General features: G+C 54.0%; 15 protein-coding genes. 7 read left to right on the top strand and 8 right to left on the bottom strand.

Going from position 1 to position 12,657, the window contains the following annotated elements; genetic code table 11:
* The first annotated feature begins 69 nt into the window (after positions 1-69).
* The 5 genes from anmK to pdxY all read left to right on the top strand — a co-directional run bounded on the left by anmK (position 70) and on the right by pdxY (position 4,627).
* A complete protein-coding gene (gene anmK / locus ACX1CU_RS12200) occupies positions 70-1,191 on the top strand; it encodes an anhydro-N-acetylmuramic acid kinase (protein ID WP_459398585.1) in 1,122 nt (373 codons plus the stop codon).
* A 45-nt stretch (positions 1,192-1,236) separates the two neighbouring features.
* Positions 1,237-1,536, top strand: a complete 300-nt coding sequence (locus tag ACX1CU_RS12195) for an MliC family protein (protein ID WP_459398584.1) — start codon at positions 1,237-1,239, stop codon at positions 1,534-1,536.
* Between the two features lie 64 nt (positions 1,537-1,600).
* Complete coding sequence (gene pdxH / locus ACX1CU_RS12190; protein ID WP_459398583.1) at positions 1,601-2,254, top strand: pyridoxamine 5'-phosphate oxidase; 654 nt, start codon at positions 1,601-1,603, stop codon at positions 2,252-2,254.
* A 141-nt stretch (positions 2,255-2,395) separates the two neighbouring features.
* A complete protein-coding gene (gene tyrS, locus ACX1CU_RS12185; protein ID WP_459398582.1) occupies positions 2,396-3,670 on the top strand; it encodes a tyrosine--tRNA ligase in 1,275 nt (424 codons plus the stop codon).
* Positions 3,671-3,766: 96 nt separating this feature from the next.
* The gene (pdxY, locus tag ACX1CU_RS12180) at positions 3,767-4,627 is read left to right on the top strand and encodes a pyridoxal kinase PdxY (protein WP_459398581.1); all 861 of its coding nucleotides are present in this window, start codon (positions 3,767-3,769) and stop codon (positions 4,625-4,627) included.
* 34 nt (positions 4,628-4,661) lie between these two features.
* Here pdxY and gstA read toward each other — a convergent pair whose 3' ends face one another.
* The 5 genes from gstA to ACX1CU_RS12155 form a co-directional block, all read right to left on the bottom strand.
* Complete coding sequence (gene gstA, locus ACX1CU_RS12175; RefSeq protein WP_459398580.1) at positions 4,662-5,267, bottom strand: glutathione transferase GstA; 606 nt, start codon at positions 5,265-5,267, stop codon at positions 4,662-4,664.
* Between the two features lie 115 nt (positions 5,268-5,382).
* Positions 5,383-6,252: a 4-hydroxy-tetrahydrodipicolinate synthase gene (dapA, locus tag ACX1CU_RS12170; protein ID WP_459398579.1), complete on the bottom strand. Its 870-nt coding sequence runs from the start codon at positions 6,250-6,252 to the stop codon at positions 5,383-5,385.
* 355 nt (positions 6,253-6,607) lie between these two features.
* A complete protein-coding gene (locus ACX1CU_RS12165; RefSeq protein WP_459398578.1) occupies positions 6,608-6,871 on the bottom strand; it encodes a YjbD family protein in 264 nt (87 codons plus the stop codon).
* Positions 6,872-6,942: 71 nt separating this feature from the next.
* Positions 6,943-7,608: an HD domain-containing protein gene (locus ACX1CU_RS12160; protein WP_459398577.1), complete on the bottom strand. Its 666-nt coding sequence runs from the start codon at positions 7,606-7,608 to the stop codon at positions 6,943-6,945.
* A 22-nt stretch (positions 7,609-7,630) separates the two neighbouring features.
* Entirely contained in the window at positions 7,631-7,900 is a 270-nt protein-coding gene (locus tag ACX1CU_RS12155) for a hypothetical protein (RefSeq protein WP_459398576.1), read from the bottom strand.
* A 193-nt stretch (positions 7,901-8,093) separates the two neighbouring features.
* Here ACX1CU_RS12155 and ACX1CU_RS12150 point away from each other — a divergent pair, with 193 nt between their 5' ends.
* Positions 8,094-8,405, top strand: coding sequence for a hypothetical protein (locus ACX1CU_RS12150; RefSeq protein ID WP_459398575.1), 312 nt, complete (start codon positions 8,094-8,096; stop codon positions 8,403-8,405).
* Positions 8,406-8,428: 23 nt separating this feature from the next.
* On the opposite strand, the gene ACX1CU_RS12145 is transcribed toward ACX1CU_RS12150, so the two are convergent.
* Entirely contained in the window at positions 8,429-8,806 is a 378-nt protein-coding gene (locus tag ACX1CU_RS12145) for a RidA family protein (protein WP_459398574.1), read from the bottom strand.
* A 150-nt stretch (positions 8,807-8,956) separates the two neighbouring features.
* On the opposite strand from ACX1CU_RS12145, the gene ACX1CU_RS12140 reads away from it, so the two are divergent.
* Positions 8,957-9,811 (top strand): aminoglycoside phosphotransferase family protein, encoded by an 855-nt coding sequence (locus ACX1CU_RS12140; protein WP_459398573.1) that lies wholly within the window; start codon positions 8,957-8,959, stop codon positions 9,809-9,811.
* A 12-nt stretch (positions 9,812-9,823) separates the two neighbouring features.
* Here the strand turns inward: ACX1CU_RS12140 and bla are convergent, their stop codons facing one another.
* Positions 9,824-10,717: a class A beta-lactamase gene (gene bla, locus ACX1CU_RS12135; protein WP_459398572.1), complete on the bottom strand. Its 894-nt coding sequence runs from the start codon at positions 10,715-10,717 to the stop codon at positions 9,824-9,826.
* Between the two features lie 146 nt (positions 10,718-10,863).
* Positions 10,864-12,420, bottom strand: coding sequence for a dipeptide/tripeptide permease DtpA (dtpA, locus tag ACX1CU_RS12130; protein WP_459402799.1), 1,557 nt, complete (start codon positions 12,418-12,420; stop codon positions 10,864-10,866).
* Positions 12,421-12,657: the final 237 nt, after the last annotated feature.

Raw genomic sequence — 12,657 nt, 5'->3', positions numbered from 1 at the left:
AATAGTGTAACTCTGGTTTATTTAATGAGGTAGAAGGTTTCATCCTCGTAAAGGTAAAAGGATATTGCTATGAAGTCAGGCCGCTATATCGGTGTTATGTCGGGTACCAGTCTTGATGGTGTTGATGTGGTTCTTGCCGCCATTGACGAACGCATGGTGGCTCAACAGGCCAGCTACAGCCATCCGATGCCGATTCAACTGAAGAAAGATATTCTGGGGATGTGCCAGGGGCAGCAGACTACGCTTTCGGCCGTCGGCCGGTTGGATGCACAACTAGGTACCCTGTTTGGCGAAGCGGTGCTGGGCCTGCTGAAGCAAGCCGGTATACCGGCGCATGAAATCACCGCGATTGGCTGCCATGGGCAGACGGTATGGCATGAGCCAGAGGGCGAAATGCGCTTTTCCATGCAACTGGGTGACAACAACCGCGTGGCCGCGTTGACCAATATCACTACCGTGGGTGATTTCCGGCGGCGGGATATGGCCTATGGGGGGCAGGGCGCGCCATTGGTTCCGGCGTTTCATCAGGCGCTGCTGGCCCACCCTCAGGAGCGACGCATGGTGCTGAATATTGGTGGCATTGCCAATCTTTCGTTGCTGTTGCCTGGGGCTCCGGTGCGCGGCTTTGATACCGGGCCGGGTAATATGCTGATGGATGCCTGGGTATGGCGGCATCGTGCACAACCTTATGACCAAGGTGGCCTCTGGGCGATGGAAGGGCGTGTTTGCCTGCCACTGTTGCAGCAGATGCTGGCCGATCCTTATTTTGCCTTGCCAGCACCAAAAAGCACCGGGCGGGAATACTTCAACATCAGTTGGCTGGAGCAGCAACTGATTGCGATGCCAGGCGTGAGCCCGGTGGACGTGATGGCAACGCTGGTGGAACTGACGGCGACCAGCATCTGCGAGCAGGTGTTGCTGGCGGGCGGCTGTGAGCGGTTACTGGTGTGCGGCGGCGGTGCGCGTAATCCATTGCTGATGGCGAGGATGTCTGCCTTGTTGCCAGGGATTGAAGTGGCCTCTACCGACAGCTTCGGCGTCAGTGGCGACGCCATGGAAGCGCTGGCCTTTGCCTGGCTGGCTTTCAGGACGCTTTCCGGGCAGCCCGGCAATCTGCCTTCGGTGACCGGAGCCCGCTGTGAAACGCTGTTGGGTGGGATTTATCCGATTTTGCCATTGGGACACCAGTAGCTTTGTTAGGATGAGCAAAGGTTGAATATCCCAAGGAGCAACACCATGAAAAAAATCCTTATTGCCGCTGTGGTACTGCTGTTGGCGGGTTGTAGCCATATGGCACAGCAGAAGCAGGATCAGACGTTGCATTATCAATGTGGCACCACACCGCTGACTGTGACGCTGAATGGTGAAGAGAACACCGCAAGCTTTCTGTTGGATGGTGAGCAACTGAAATTGAAGCTGGTGTCTGGAACTCAATACAGCGACGGCAAATACACTTTCTGGTCGAAAGGGCCCAATGCTGTGGTCGAACGCAATGGCAAAGTGATCATGAGTGACTGCACGCTCGCGTCAGATTGATTGTGATTCTGGTGTCGCAGGCGCAGAATGTAACGACGAATTCACCGGTGGGTTGAAATCCTAGATGACTGATAATAACGAGTTTGATGTTGCGGACCTGCGCCGCGAATACACGCGTGGCGGCCTGCGCCGTAGCGATCTGACGGCTAATCCTCTAGAACTGTTCGAACGCTGGCTGAAACAGGCCTGTGAGGCGCGCCTGGCCGATCCTACCGCCATGTGTGTTGCCACGGTGGATGAGCAGGGCCAGCCTTTTCAGCGCATCGTGCTGCTCAAACATGTCGACGATAAAGGCTTGGTGTTCTATACCAACCTGGGGAGCCGTAAGGCACAGCAACTGGCGATAAACCCGCACATCAGCCTGCTGTTCCCGTGGCATATGCTCGATCGGCAAGTGACCTTCCTCGGCCAGGCCGAGCGATTATCGACGCTGGAGGTGATGAAATATTTCAGCAGTCGCCCCAAAGATAGCCAGATTGGCGCCTGGGTTTCACAGCAGTCATCACGCATCTCCGCGCGTGGCGTACTGGAAAGCAAATTCCTCGAGCTGAAGCAAAAATTCCAGCAGGGCGAAGTGCCGCTGCCCAGTTTTTGGGGCGGTTTTCGGGTCAAATTTGATTCTGTCGAATTCTGGCAGGGGGGCGAACACCGTCTCCATGACCGCTTTATCTATCAGCGGGAAGGAAATGACTGGAAAATTGACCGACTGGCACCCTGACAGACGGAAAATCCCCCTTAAGCGCTGGCACTGATGCCGCTGGCGCTTTATTCTATGCGCTACCCCGAATTTTACTATTTTCGCCAATGGGCGAAGGCTGTGTACCGGCAAAGGTGCATTCGTTTATACATGGAGAAATTGATGGCTAGCATCAACCTGATTCAACAACTGCAAGAGCGTGGCCTGATAGCTCAGGTGACGGACGAGGAAGCGTTAGCAGAGCGGCTGGCGCAAGGGCCAATTGCCCTGTATTGCGGCTTCGATCCGACCGCTGATAGCTTGCATTTGGGCCATCTGGTGCCTCTGCTGTGCCTGAAGCGTTTCCAACTGGCCGGGCACAAGCCGGTAGCGTTGGTCGGCGGCGCGACCGGGATGATCGGCGATCCAAGCTTTAAAGCCGCTGAGCGTAAACTGAACACCACGGAAACGGTCAACGAATGGGTCGAGAAAATCCGTAAACAGGTTTCCCCTTTCCTCGATTTTGATTGCGGTAGCAACAGCGCGATCGCGGCAAATAACTATGACTGGTTCGGCGGCATGAACGTGCTGAGCTTCCTGCGTGATATCGGTAAACATTTCTCGGTTAACCAGATGATCAACAAGGAAGCGGTGAAACAGCGGTTGAACCGCGATGATTCAGGTATCTCCTTCACCGAGTTCTCTTATAACCTGTTGCAGGGTTTTGACTTTGCCGAACTGTACAACCGCCATCAGGTGGAGTTGCAGATCGGTGGTTCTGACCAGTGGGGTAACATCACCTCGGGTATCGATCTCACCCGTCGCATGCATCAGAAACAGGTGTTTGGTCTGACCGTTCCTTTGATCACCAAGTCAGATGGCACCAAATTCGGTAAAACCGAAGGTGGCGCAGTCTGGCTGGCACCAGAAAAAACCAGCCCGTACAAATTCTACCAGTTCTGGATCAACACTGCGGATGCCGACGTTTATCGCTTCCTGAAATTCTTCACCTTCCTGAGCCTGGAAGAGATCAACGCGCTGGAAGAAGAAGACAAGAACAGCGGCAAAGCGCCGCGTGCTCAGTACGTGCTTGCGGAAGAAGTGACCGGTATGGTACACGGTGCTGAAGGGCTGGCGGCGGCGAAGCGCATTACCCAGAGCCTGTTCTCCGGTGCGCTGCACGAAATGACCGAAGCAGACTTTGCGCAATTGGCACAAGACGGCATGCCGTCCATCAAGCTGGAAAGCGATGCCGATCTGCAGCAGGCGCTGGTGAATGCAGAGCTGGTGCCATCGCGCGGGCAGGCTCGCACCATGATCGGCTCCAACGCGGTGACCATCAACGGTGAAAAACAATCCAATCCAGAATACCAGTTCACCGAAGGCGATCGCCTGTTTGGCCGTTACACGCTGCTGCGTCGCGGTAAAAAACACTACTGCCTGGTTGATTGGAAGTAATTCGCTATAAGTACCAAGGGGCCTTCAAGGCCCCTTTATTTTGACGGGTTCAGGGGCAGTTGCTCCTGTGGTGGTGTCTAGGGTCAGGTCGTTTTGATGAAAAATATTCTTTCTATACAATCGCATGTGGTGTTTGGGCACGCAGGTAACAGTGCAGCAGAGTTTCCTATGCGCCGGATGGGGGTCAACGTCTGGCCGTTGAACACCGTGCAATTTTCCAATCACACGCAATACGGCCAGTGGACCGGTTGCGTGATGCCAGCCAGTCATCTGACCGAAATTGTGCAGGGCATTACCGCTATCGATAAGCTGAAAGAGTGTGATGCGGTGCTGAGTGGCTATATTGGTTCGCCAGAGCAGGGCAGCCACATTCTGGAGATTGTGCGGCAGGTGAAGCAGGCCAATCCCAATGCCTGGTATTTTTGCGATCCGGTCATGGGGCACCCGGAAAAAGGTTGCATTGTGGCACCGGGCGTTGCCGAGTTTTTTTGTCAACAGGCGCTTTCGTGTAGCGACATGGTGGCACCAAACCTGCTGGAGCTGGAACTGCTGAGTGGGCAGGAAATCAGCAGCGTGGAGCAGGCGGTCAATGCTGCTCGTGAACTGATAGCCAAAGGCCCGAAAGTGGTGTTGGTGAAACACCTTAGCCGCGCCGGTTATGACACCGAGTGTTTTGAAATGTTACTGGTGACAGCCGATGACGCCTGGCATATCAGCCGCCCGTTGGTGGATTTTGGTGCGCGTCAGCCGGTGGGCGTGGGCGATCTGACCAGTGGTTTGTTGCTGGTGAATCTGCTGCAAGGGGTGGCGTTGGACAAAGCGCTGGAGCACGTCACTGCGGCAGTCTATGAAGTGATGCTGACGACGCAGGCCATGGGTGAGTACGAATTACAGGTAGTGGCGGCGCAGGATCGTATTGTTACGCCGGATTGCAGCTTTAAGGCGGTAAAGCTGTAGTGAAAATCCCCCGGCGATGCCGGGGGATAGATGATTACTTCAGGCCTTCAGCACGTAACGTGGCTTCTACCGCAGGGCGAGCCGCGACACGTTCATAATAGGCAGAAAGATGAGCGTACTTTTTCACATCGAACTGCATATGGAATGCCCAACCCAGAATGGTAAACAGATAGGCATCCGCCACGCTGAAGCGTTGCCCCAGCAGATAATGCTGCTTCTCTAGTACCGAATCCAGATAGCTGAATTGACTCTCCAGCTTTGCCCGTACCATAACTTTGTATTCGTCCGGTGTTTGCGGGTTAAACAGCGGGCTGAAACCTTTGTGCAGTTCGGTTGCCACGTAGTTCAGCCATTCGATCGCGTGGTAGCGGGAAAGCGTTCCCGGCGCAGGGATCAGGTTACGATCCGGTACGCGGTCTGCCAGATATTGCACAATAGCTACGCCTTCGGTCAGTAGGCTACCGTCATCAAGCACCAATGCCGGGACCTGTCCCTTTGGATTGATTGCCAGATAGTCGGCACCGCTTTCCGTTTTCTTCTGCGCCAAATCGACTTTTTCTGCCGTAAAGTCTAACCCGGCTTCGCGCAGAATGATGTGCGGTGATAAGGAACAGGCGCCAGCTTTATAGAACAATTTCATCGAAAACTCCTTGATAGTGATGAGTGACGGGCATATCTAACTCTAACCTTTTATCCTAGTTCTCTGGCGCTAAAATTGCAGCGGTTTTGCCGAGAAAATTTAATTACTGCGGCGATTATTGTAACCGTAGCTGTTCCAACGTGCTGGCGATCTGCTGTTGCAGAGCCAGAGGCGCGGTTTGCATCGGTGAGCGCAATTCGTTGTGAATGAAACCCTGCTGGGCCAACGCGGCCTTCACCGGTGCTGGGCTTGGGAAACTGAACATTTGTTGGATCATGGGCAGCAATGTATAAAAATTGCTGCGTGCTGCTGGCAGATCGCCTTGTGCCACTTGCTGAACCAACTTAACAAAACGCTCCGGGTAAATATGGGCCGACGCGCAGATGGCTCCGCTGCCACCCAAGCACAGCGTGGTCAGGATCAGATTGTCCTCGCCGGTCAGCACATCAATTTCACCGTCGTTAATCAGCGCCATCGTAGCATCCGGATTACCTCCGCAGTCTTTAATCGCCTTGATCTGCGGGTGACGGGCTAGCTGGCGCAGGGTTTCCAACTCACACCCAACGCCGGTGCGATAAGGCACGTTGTAGAGGATCACCGGAACGCGGGAGGCATCGGCAAGGCGGGTAAAATATTCCACCAGGCCAGCCTGTGACGGGCGGATATAGGAAGGTGCCGGGATCAGCACACCAGCAATATCACGCTGCTGAATGGCCTGCTGCATTTGCAGCGTATTAACCAGATTATTACCTGAAAGCCCCATCACTACCTGGTTGGCTGGCACCACGTCCAATACGGCATCCAGCACGGCCAGTTGTTCCTCTTTGCTCAGTGCCGCTGCCTCACCGGTAGAACCGCACACCACCAACCCCGCGACGTCAGAGGCGATCAGGTGCTGCGCCAGTTTTTTCAGCGCCGGTAAATCGACGTGATAATCTTTGAACGGGGTCACCAGCGCAACCCAAATGCCAGAAAATGAAGCCATACAACATTCCTTCTGCGTGACCGACAGAGAAGCCAGATGAGAGGGAGCAAGAGGGGGAACGCGTTGCACACCGTCCTGTCAGCTCATCTGACGGGACAGCACGCCCCGGTCAAATGAGCGACTGTTTCTTCGATTTAACCGCGATGAACCCGGCAACGCTCAACGCAGAGCGTTGCGATGCGATCTGTTGGATTGCGTAGGTCATGGCGATCTCGTAAAAATAGGGGTGGGATGATGATGGGTATTTCTCATTATGCTGTCAATTTATAACAGATTGATAACATTGTTATTCATGATCGTCTGAGGCTGATGAGTTTGGCTAATAAGTAAAAACCCCGCCGTGGCGGGGTCTCGTTCAACGATGTGGGCGGGTGCTGATGGAGGCAGTCCAGCTAAACGTCGTGCTCGTGGGTTGCACGCGATTGGCTTTGCGTTCTGCCCGGATTGCTTTGGCAATCTTTTCACGTGCGGCCATGATGCGTTCAATGGCCTCATCTTTCACTTTGTTCTGTTCGGCGTTGGTCAACGGACGATCATGGTTTTTTCGTGCTCTGTCCAGCTCGGTTTTTACTTCACGTTGTTCGCTTTCCGTCATGTCTTTCAGCGTCAGTTTCTTCATTATCGTCACCTGTCTTGTGAAGTTGACTTTCAGTGTACAGGATTTACGACATAAATATTGCAGCGCAGTTATCAAACTTCTTCTTGAAGTTCGCTGAGGAAACGACGCATGCGCTCGGTCCGTTGCTCGGCCAACATCTGGCCAGTCGAGGTCTGGAACCCATCTTGCAGTTTGAACAGCTTGGTTTCGAAGTGATCCAGGGCAAAACGCTTGTCGTCATACGGGCGTCGCTGCGCCAGCGGATCGGCCGCATCGTAAAGCGCACTGCACATGCGGCCACCGATATAAAAGCAACGGGCGATGCCAATCATGCCAATAGCATCAAGCCGGTCGGCATCCTGCAGGATTTTTGCCTCTAGCGTTTGCGCAGGAATAGCAGCAGAAAAACTGTGTGCCTCGATCGCATGTGCCGTTTTTTCGATATCAGCAGCAGACCAACCGAGCACAGCCAGCATGGCGGCCGCTTTTTCTGCCGCCATACGTGAAGCCAAGTGACGCTGCGGTGAATTTTTTTCTACCGCAACACAGTCATGTAACAGCACCGCAGCACAAAGAATACGCAGCTCGCCTCCTTCATCGCGAGCGATCTGACGGGCGTTTTTCCACACACGGTGCAGGTGAGCGACATCGTGAGAACCATCATCGCCATCAAGCGTCAGGGGTAACAGTTTCTGGGCTAATTCTTGGTAGGGGTGAAAAGGTTGCAGTAGCTCCAGGGGTAACGCTAATCCAAGCACTGATAATTCCTTATTTGTGGGGCTAACCGTCATGATGCTGGCCATATTTACGGTCGTACTCACGCCGGTAGCTGCGCGATTTATTGCGATCGCGGATCCATAAATAGACGCATACCAACGCCACCGCCGTGGAAAAAGAGACATTGCGCATATCCCGGTCATACCAGAACACCAACAGTGCATCCAATCCAGCGACCAAGGCAATCCACTTGTAGACGTGTGACTGCCGCCGCGTGGCTGCGTTAAGGCGTTTCAATTGTCTGGCTTCGTGCAGAATCGGTTTTTGCTGCATAGTCATCCACTCGTGGTCAGTTTCTCATGCGTAAATTACCAGAATATTTCGCTTGGCGGCAGAGAGGTTATCGACGAGTACAGTAGTTTTTCTGCCTTTGTACAAAAGCCATGCAGCGTGATATTGAAATCAGCTAAAAAAATGATAGGTTATTTATTCATTATTTTTGGCTTTTTATTCAAGAGGGTGAGTTATGATCGTCAGAACCTGGCACGGCTGTGTGCCTGTAGCGTATCGGCAAGGGTTTGCTGACCATTTGGCCGTCACCGGTGTACAGCATGCGGAATCAGTCGCGGGTAATTGCGGTGCTTTTGTCAGGCAGGAAGTTCAGGGCGAGTATGCCCACTTTTTTCTGGCCACCTATTGGGAGTCATGGCAGGCCATCAAATGCTTTGCTGGCGACGATTATCACGTGGCGGTGACTTACCCGGACGATGACGCTTTTGCCCTGATTTCCGATCCTTACGTTTTTCATCATCAGGTGGATGAGGTTAAAGGGCTTTAAGGGCGCATGATAGCGCCCCGGATTCACAAGGCGAGGATCGCTTCGATCTCAACGTTAAGTTCGGGTGAAAACAGGGCGCTGACGGCCATCAATGAGCACGCTGGCAGCGCACCATCCAGATAGTCGAACAGCACTTCGCGGATCGCCGCCAGGTCGGCGATGTCGGTCAGAAATACGCTGATCTTGACCAGAGACTTGAGGTTAGTTCCCTCGCTGGCGGCGATGGTGGCCAACTGTTCGAGTATGGCGCGCGCCTGGTGTGAGGCTTTGCGCCCTTGAGCCTCGGTAGTGAACGCGGTTAATCCCGAGATATATAATGTGTCTGCATGCCTAACTGCATGCACGTAAGGCCCGCCAGGCTTGGGTAATTGTGGATAATTGGTGCGTTTTATTAGCGACATGATAAACCCCACAAGAGCTTTCAAAAAAACAACCGCACTATACCCAGAGTGCTCGTAGGGTATACCGTGCCGACAAAAGTTTTGCAGTATATTGCCAAGCAATACTATCATCCCAGCAAGTCGTTCACGCAATAAGGATGCACCAAGGGGATGAACCAGGCATTTGTTCCTTATCTGCAACGTTGGCAACTTGAACCTGATGGAACAGCGTTCGAAACGCACAGCAGTTTGCTGATGCCGGTACGTTATCAAGGCCTGCCAGCCATGTTGAAGATTGCTCGTGAGCAGGAAGAAAAGTTCGGCGGCCTGCTGATGTGCTGGTGGCAAGGTGAAGGTGCTGCGCGAGTTCTGGCCTGGCACGATGACGGTATCTTGTTGGAGCGGGCGATGGGTGGCGGATCGCTGGCGCAGATGGTGCGCGGCGGCGAGGATGCGCGGGCCACCGAAATTCTGTGTCAGGCGATCGCCCGGCTGCATGCGCCACGCGCTGAACCCTTTCCCGATCTGATCCCGCTACACCAATGGTTTAACGCTTTGTGGCCCGCAGCGCAGGCCCATGGAGGCATGTTGCGCTTGAGCGCCACGGCGGCGGCGGAGTTGCTGACCAGCCCACGTGAACAAGGCGTGCTGCACGGCGATATTCATCATGACAACGTGCTGGACTTTGCCGAGCGCGGCTGGCTGGCGATCGACCCTAAACGCCTGTATGGCGAGCGTGGGTTTGATTATGCCAACATCTTCTGCAATCCCAATTACGGTGTTGCCACCGATCCCGATATCTTTCATCGCCGCGTCGAGCAGGTTTGTGCATTGGCCGGGTTGGAACGCAGCCGCTTGTTGCAATGGATCCTGGCCTGGGCCGGGCTTTCCGCCGCCTGGTTTCTGGAAAATGGTGAAGCCGCTGATATCGACTTTCGTGTGGCTGAGCTGGCAGCGCGTGCGTTGGGCATCGCGCTGCCGCAAGGCGATCTGGGGTTTATCCTGCCGGTGATTGAGCGCTTCTGAATAAGGTATGGCTTAAGCAAACGCTTGGCTGACAATGCGTGCCGCAGAGGCGATGACCTCATTGTTGGCTTTGGCATCTTGCTGCGGCTGCGTGAAGTATACGGCAATCACCAGCGGAGCACGGTTCTCTCGCCAAACGATCCCAATATCGTTAGTGGTGCCGTAGTCGCCACCCCCGGTTTTATCAGCAACCATCGCACCGGCTGGCACGCCTGCCCGGATGCGTTTATCCCCGGTGGTATTGCCTTTCATCCAGGCTACCAGTTGTTCGCGCTGCGCCTGCGGCAACGCACTGCCCAAGGCTAATTTCTGCAAGCTGGCCGCCATGGCCGCTGGCGTGGTGGTATCGCGTTCATCACCTGGAATAGCGCTGTTGAGCTCGGTTTCCCAGCGATCCAGCCTGAAGGTGGTATCACCAATGCTGCGTGCATAGGCGGTAATGGCCGCAGGCCCGCCGAGCTGTTTCATCAGCAGATTGACGGCAGTGTTATCGCTGTACTGGAGCGCGGCAGCGCACAGTTCGGCCACGGTCATACCGCTATCGAGGTGTTTTTCAGTGATCGGCGAATAGGCCACCAGATCGCTTTTCTGGTAGCGGATGCGTTGCTGCATAAAACCGCTATTGCTCAGGCTGTGCTGCAAAATGGCGCTGGCCGCCATCACTTTGAAGGTGCTACAGAACGGAAAACGCTGTTCGCCGTTCAGTTGCAGCGTTTTGCCATCGGCGGTATTGATAGCCACCACCCCAAGGCGGCCGCCGGAGGCTTTTTCCAGCGCCGCAAGCTGTTGCTGAGCTTGTTGCAATGTGGTACCGGCGGCATACGCCAGCAGGGGGGTGAGCGCGCTGATGGCAGGAATAGCAGCCGCAGCTAAAAGCAATTTGCGGCGTAGGGGAGAGAATGACATAGAGTATCGTCCTTGTTGGTTATTTGGCGCTCTATTATATGCGGATTCAGGGGGTTATGTGCCGTGGTGACGAGAAAATAGTTAGGCTCCCATAAAAAACGCCGGGGTTATTAGCCCCGGCGTTTTTTATGCAACGGCGACCGGTATCAGTTAGCGGTAGCGGCCTGCGCTTTTGCTTCGGTATCCTCTGCGGTATCCAACGTCATGCGGTACAGCTTCGGTGCCGTCAACATCATCAGGACGGCGATAACGGCGGTAGCGATACCGATCTGCATAAACACGTGGCTATAAATCGCCAGTGAGGCATGCGCATCGTTGATATCGCTTGGCACAGCGGTCAGCCCGGCGACCTTACCGGCAATCAGCGCCGCCGCAGCGGTGGTCAGGAACCAGGATCCCATGATAAAGCCCATCAGGCGTTGCGGTACCAACTGTGCCACCATCGCCAGACCCAGGCCGGAAATCATCAGTTCACCGATGCTCTGCAAGGCATAGCTCAGGATCAACCAATTAACTGAAACGATGCCCTGATCGTTAGCAAAGCTGGCTCCCCATGGCAGCACCAGGAATGCACCGGAACAGAGGATCATGCCGAAGGCAAACTTGTGCGGCATCGGCAGGCGATCGCCCATCTTGTTATACAACGCCGCCAGGATCGGGCTGGCCAGCATGATCCAGAACGGGTTCAGCGCCTGGTACTGTTCTGGTTCAAAGGCAATGCCCAGAATGTTGTGCTCAACGTTATGGATGGCGAAGAAGTTCAGTGAGGTCGGCATCTGGCTGTACAACACGAAGAAGACCACCGCTTCCAGCATCAGCAGGAATGCCACGATCATCTTGCGGCGTGCCGCACCGTGCAGCGCAAAGGTTTCCTTGGCGAACACGATAACGATCCCCACAGAAATGATGGCCAGCGCCCAGCGTGCAATGATCTGGTTGTGCAGCAACCAGCTTGAGAGCGCGATCAGCGCAACGACACCGACTAACACCATCAGCAGTTTGTGAACCTGCAACGGCTGAAAGTCAGGCTTTGAGCCGTGTTGCTTAACCCAGCCGTGGCACAGCATAAAGTTGACCAGCGTGATCAGCATACCGACGACGCTCAGTGAGAAAGCGACGCTCCAGCCGTATTTTGCCGCCAACCAAGGCGTGGCCAGCATGGAGAAGAACGAACCGATATTGACGGACATATAGTACATGGTGAATGCACCGTCCAAACGCGGGTCGTCTTTCTCATAGCAGGTAGACAGCAGGGAAGACGGGTTGGCCTTGAACAGACCGCTACCCACGGCGATGGTCGCCATACCCAGATAGACCCAGAACACATCGTGACCGGAATACGCCACCATGGCATAACCGGCGGCCAGAACCATTGCGCCCAGAACGATCACCCGTTTTGAACCGAGAACTTTATCCCCCAACCAGCCGCCGATGGCCACAAAGCCATACACCAGGGCGCTGAATGAAGAGAATAGGGTAATAGAGTCGGCTTCGCTCAGGCCAAGCATTTTGACCAGATAAACGGCCATGATGCCTTGCAGGCCGTAGTAGCCAAAACGCTCCCAGAGTTCGATCGAGAAGATCAGGTAGAACGCCTTAGGCTGTTTGAAAGCGTTAAGACTTATGCTTTCCGGTTGTTTGTTGTTTGCAGTAGACACTGGGACCTCTGGTTTTTTCACTGCCCGTATTAATAAACGGGAAATAGCAAAAAGTGATGCAGGGCTGCATCCTTTGCTTGTTATAGGAGTAAATGACGGCGGGTAATGTTCACTATCTTTGTCAACGAGGCAAGCTTTTTGACATATTCCGTTACAGATAACCTCTATACCACAATGCAACTATGTTACAAATTTTATGCAGTATTAACGTTTGCATTGTTCATGTTTATCAAACTTTTGTTTTGATTTATAGCTTGGGGTTATTTTTAAAGTGATATCTTC

The organism is Serratia sp. D1N4, assembly GCF_054552755.1.
This window is presented reverse-complemented; position numbering and strand designations above follow the sequence as displayed.

Excerpts from the sequence above, each read along its gene's own strand:
- pdxH (WP_459398583.1), top strand. The coding sequence starts at position 1,601 with ATGACTGATAATAACGAGTTTGATGTTGCGGACCTGCGCCGCGAATAC.
- anmK (WP_459398585.1), top strand. The coding sequence starts at position 70 with ATGAAGTCAGGCCGCTATATCGGTGTTATGTCGGGTACCAGTCTTGAT.
- tyrS (WP_459398582.1), top strand. The coding sequence starts at position 2,396 with ATGGCTAGCATCAACCTGATTCAACAACTGCAAGAGCGTGGCCTGATA.
- bla (WP_459398572.1), bottom strand. The coding sequence starts at position 10,717 with ATGTCATTCTCTCCCCTACGCCGCAAATTGCTTTTAGCTGCGGCTGCT.
- dapA (WP_459398579.1), bottom strand. The coding sequence starts at position 6,252 with ATGGCTTCATTTTCTGGCATTTGGGTTGCGCTGGTGACCCCGTTCAAA.
- ACX1CU_RS12195 (WP_459398584.1), top strand. The coding sequence starts at position 1,237 with ATGAAAAAAATCCTTATTGCCGCTGTGGTACTGCTGTTGGCGGGTTGT.
- ACX1CU_RS12155 (WP_459398576.1), bottom strand. The coding sequence starts at position 7,900 with ATGCAGCAAAAACCGATTCTGCACGAAGCCAGACAATTGAAACGCCTT.
- ACX1CU_RS12165 (WP_459398578.1), bottom strand. The coding sequence starts at position 6,871 with ATGAAGAAACTGACGCTGAAAGACATGACGGAAAGCGAACAACGTGAA.
- ACX1CU_RS12145 (WP_459398574.1), bottom strand. The coding sequence starts at position 8,806 with ATGTCGCTAATAAAACGCACCAATTATCCACAATTACCCAAGCCTGGC.
- gstA (WP_459398580.1), bottom strand. The coding sequence starts at position 5,267 with ATGAAATTGTTCTATAAAGCTGGCGCCTGTTCCTTATCACCGCACATC.
- ACX1CU_RS12140 (WP_459398573.1), top strand. The coding sequence starts at position 8,957 with ATGAACCAGGCATTTGTTCCTTATCTGCAACGTTGGCAACTTGAACCT.
- ACX1CU_RS12150 (WP_459398575.1), top strand. The coding sequence starts at position 8,094 with ATGATCGTCAGAACCTGGCACGGCTGTGTGCCTGTAGCGTATCGGCAA.
- pdxY (WP_459398581.1), top strand. The coding sequence starts at position 3,767 with ATGAAAAATATTCTTTCTATACAATCGCATGTGGTGTTTGGGCACGCA.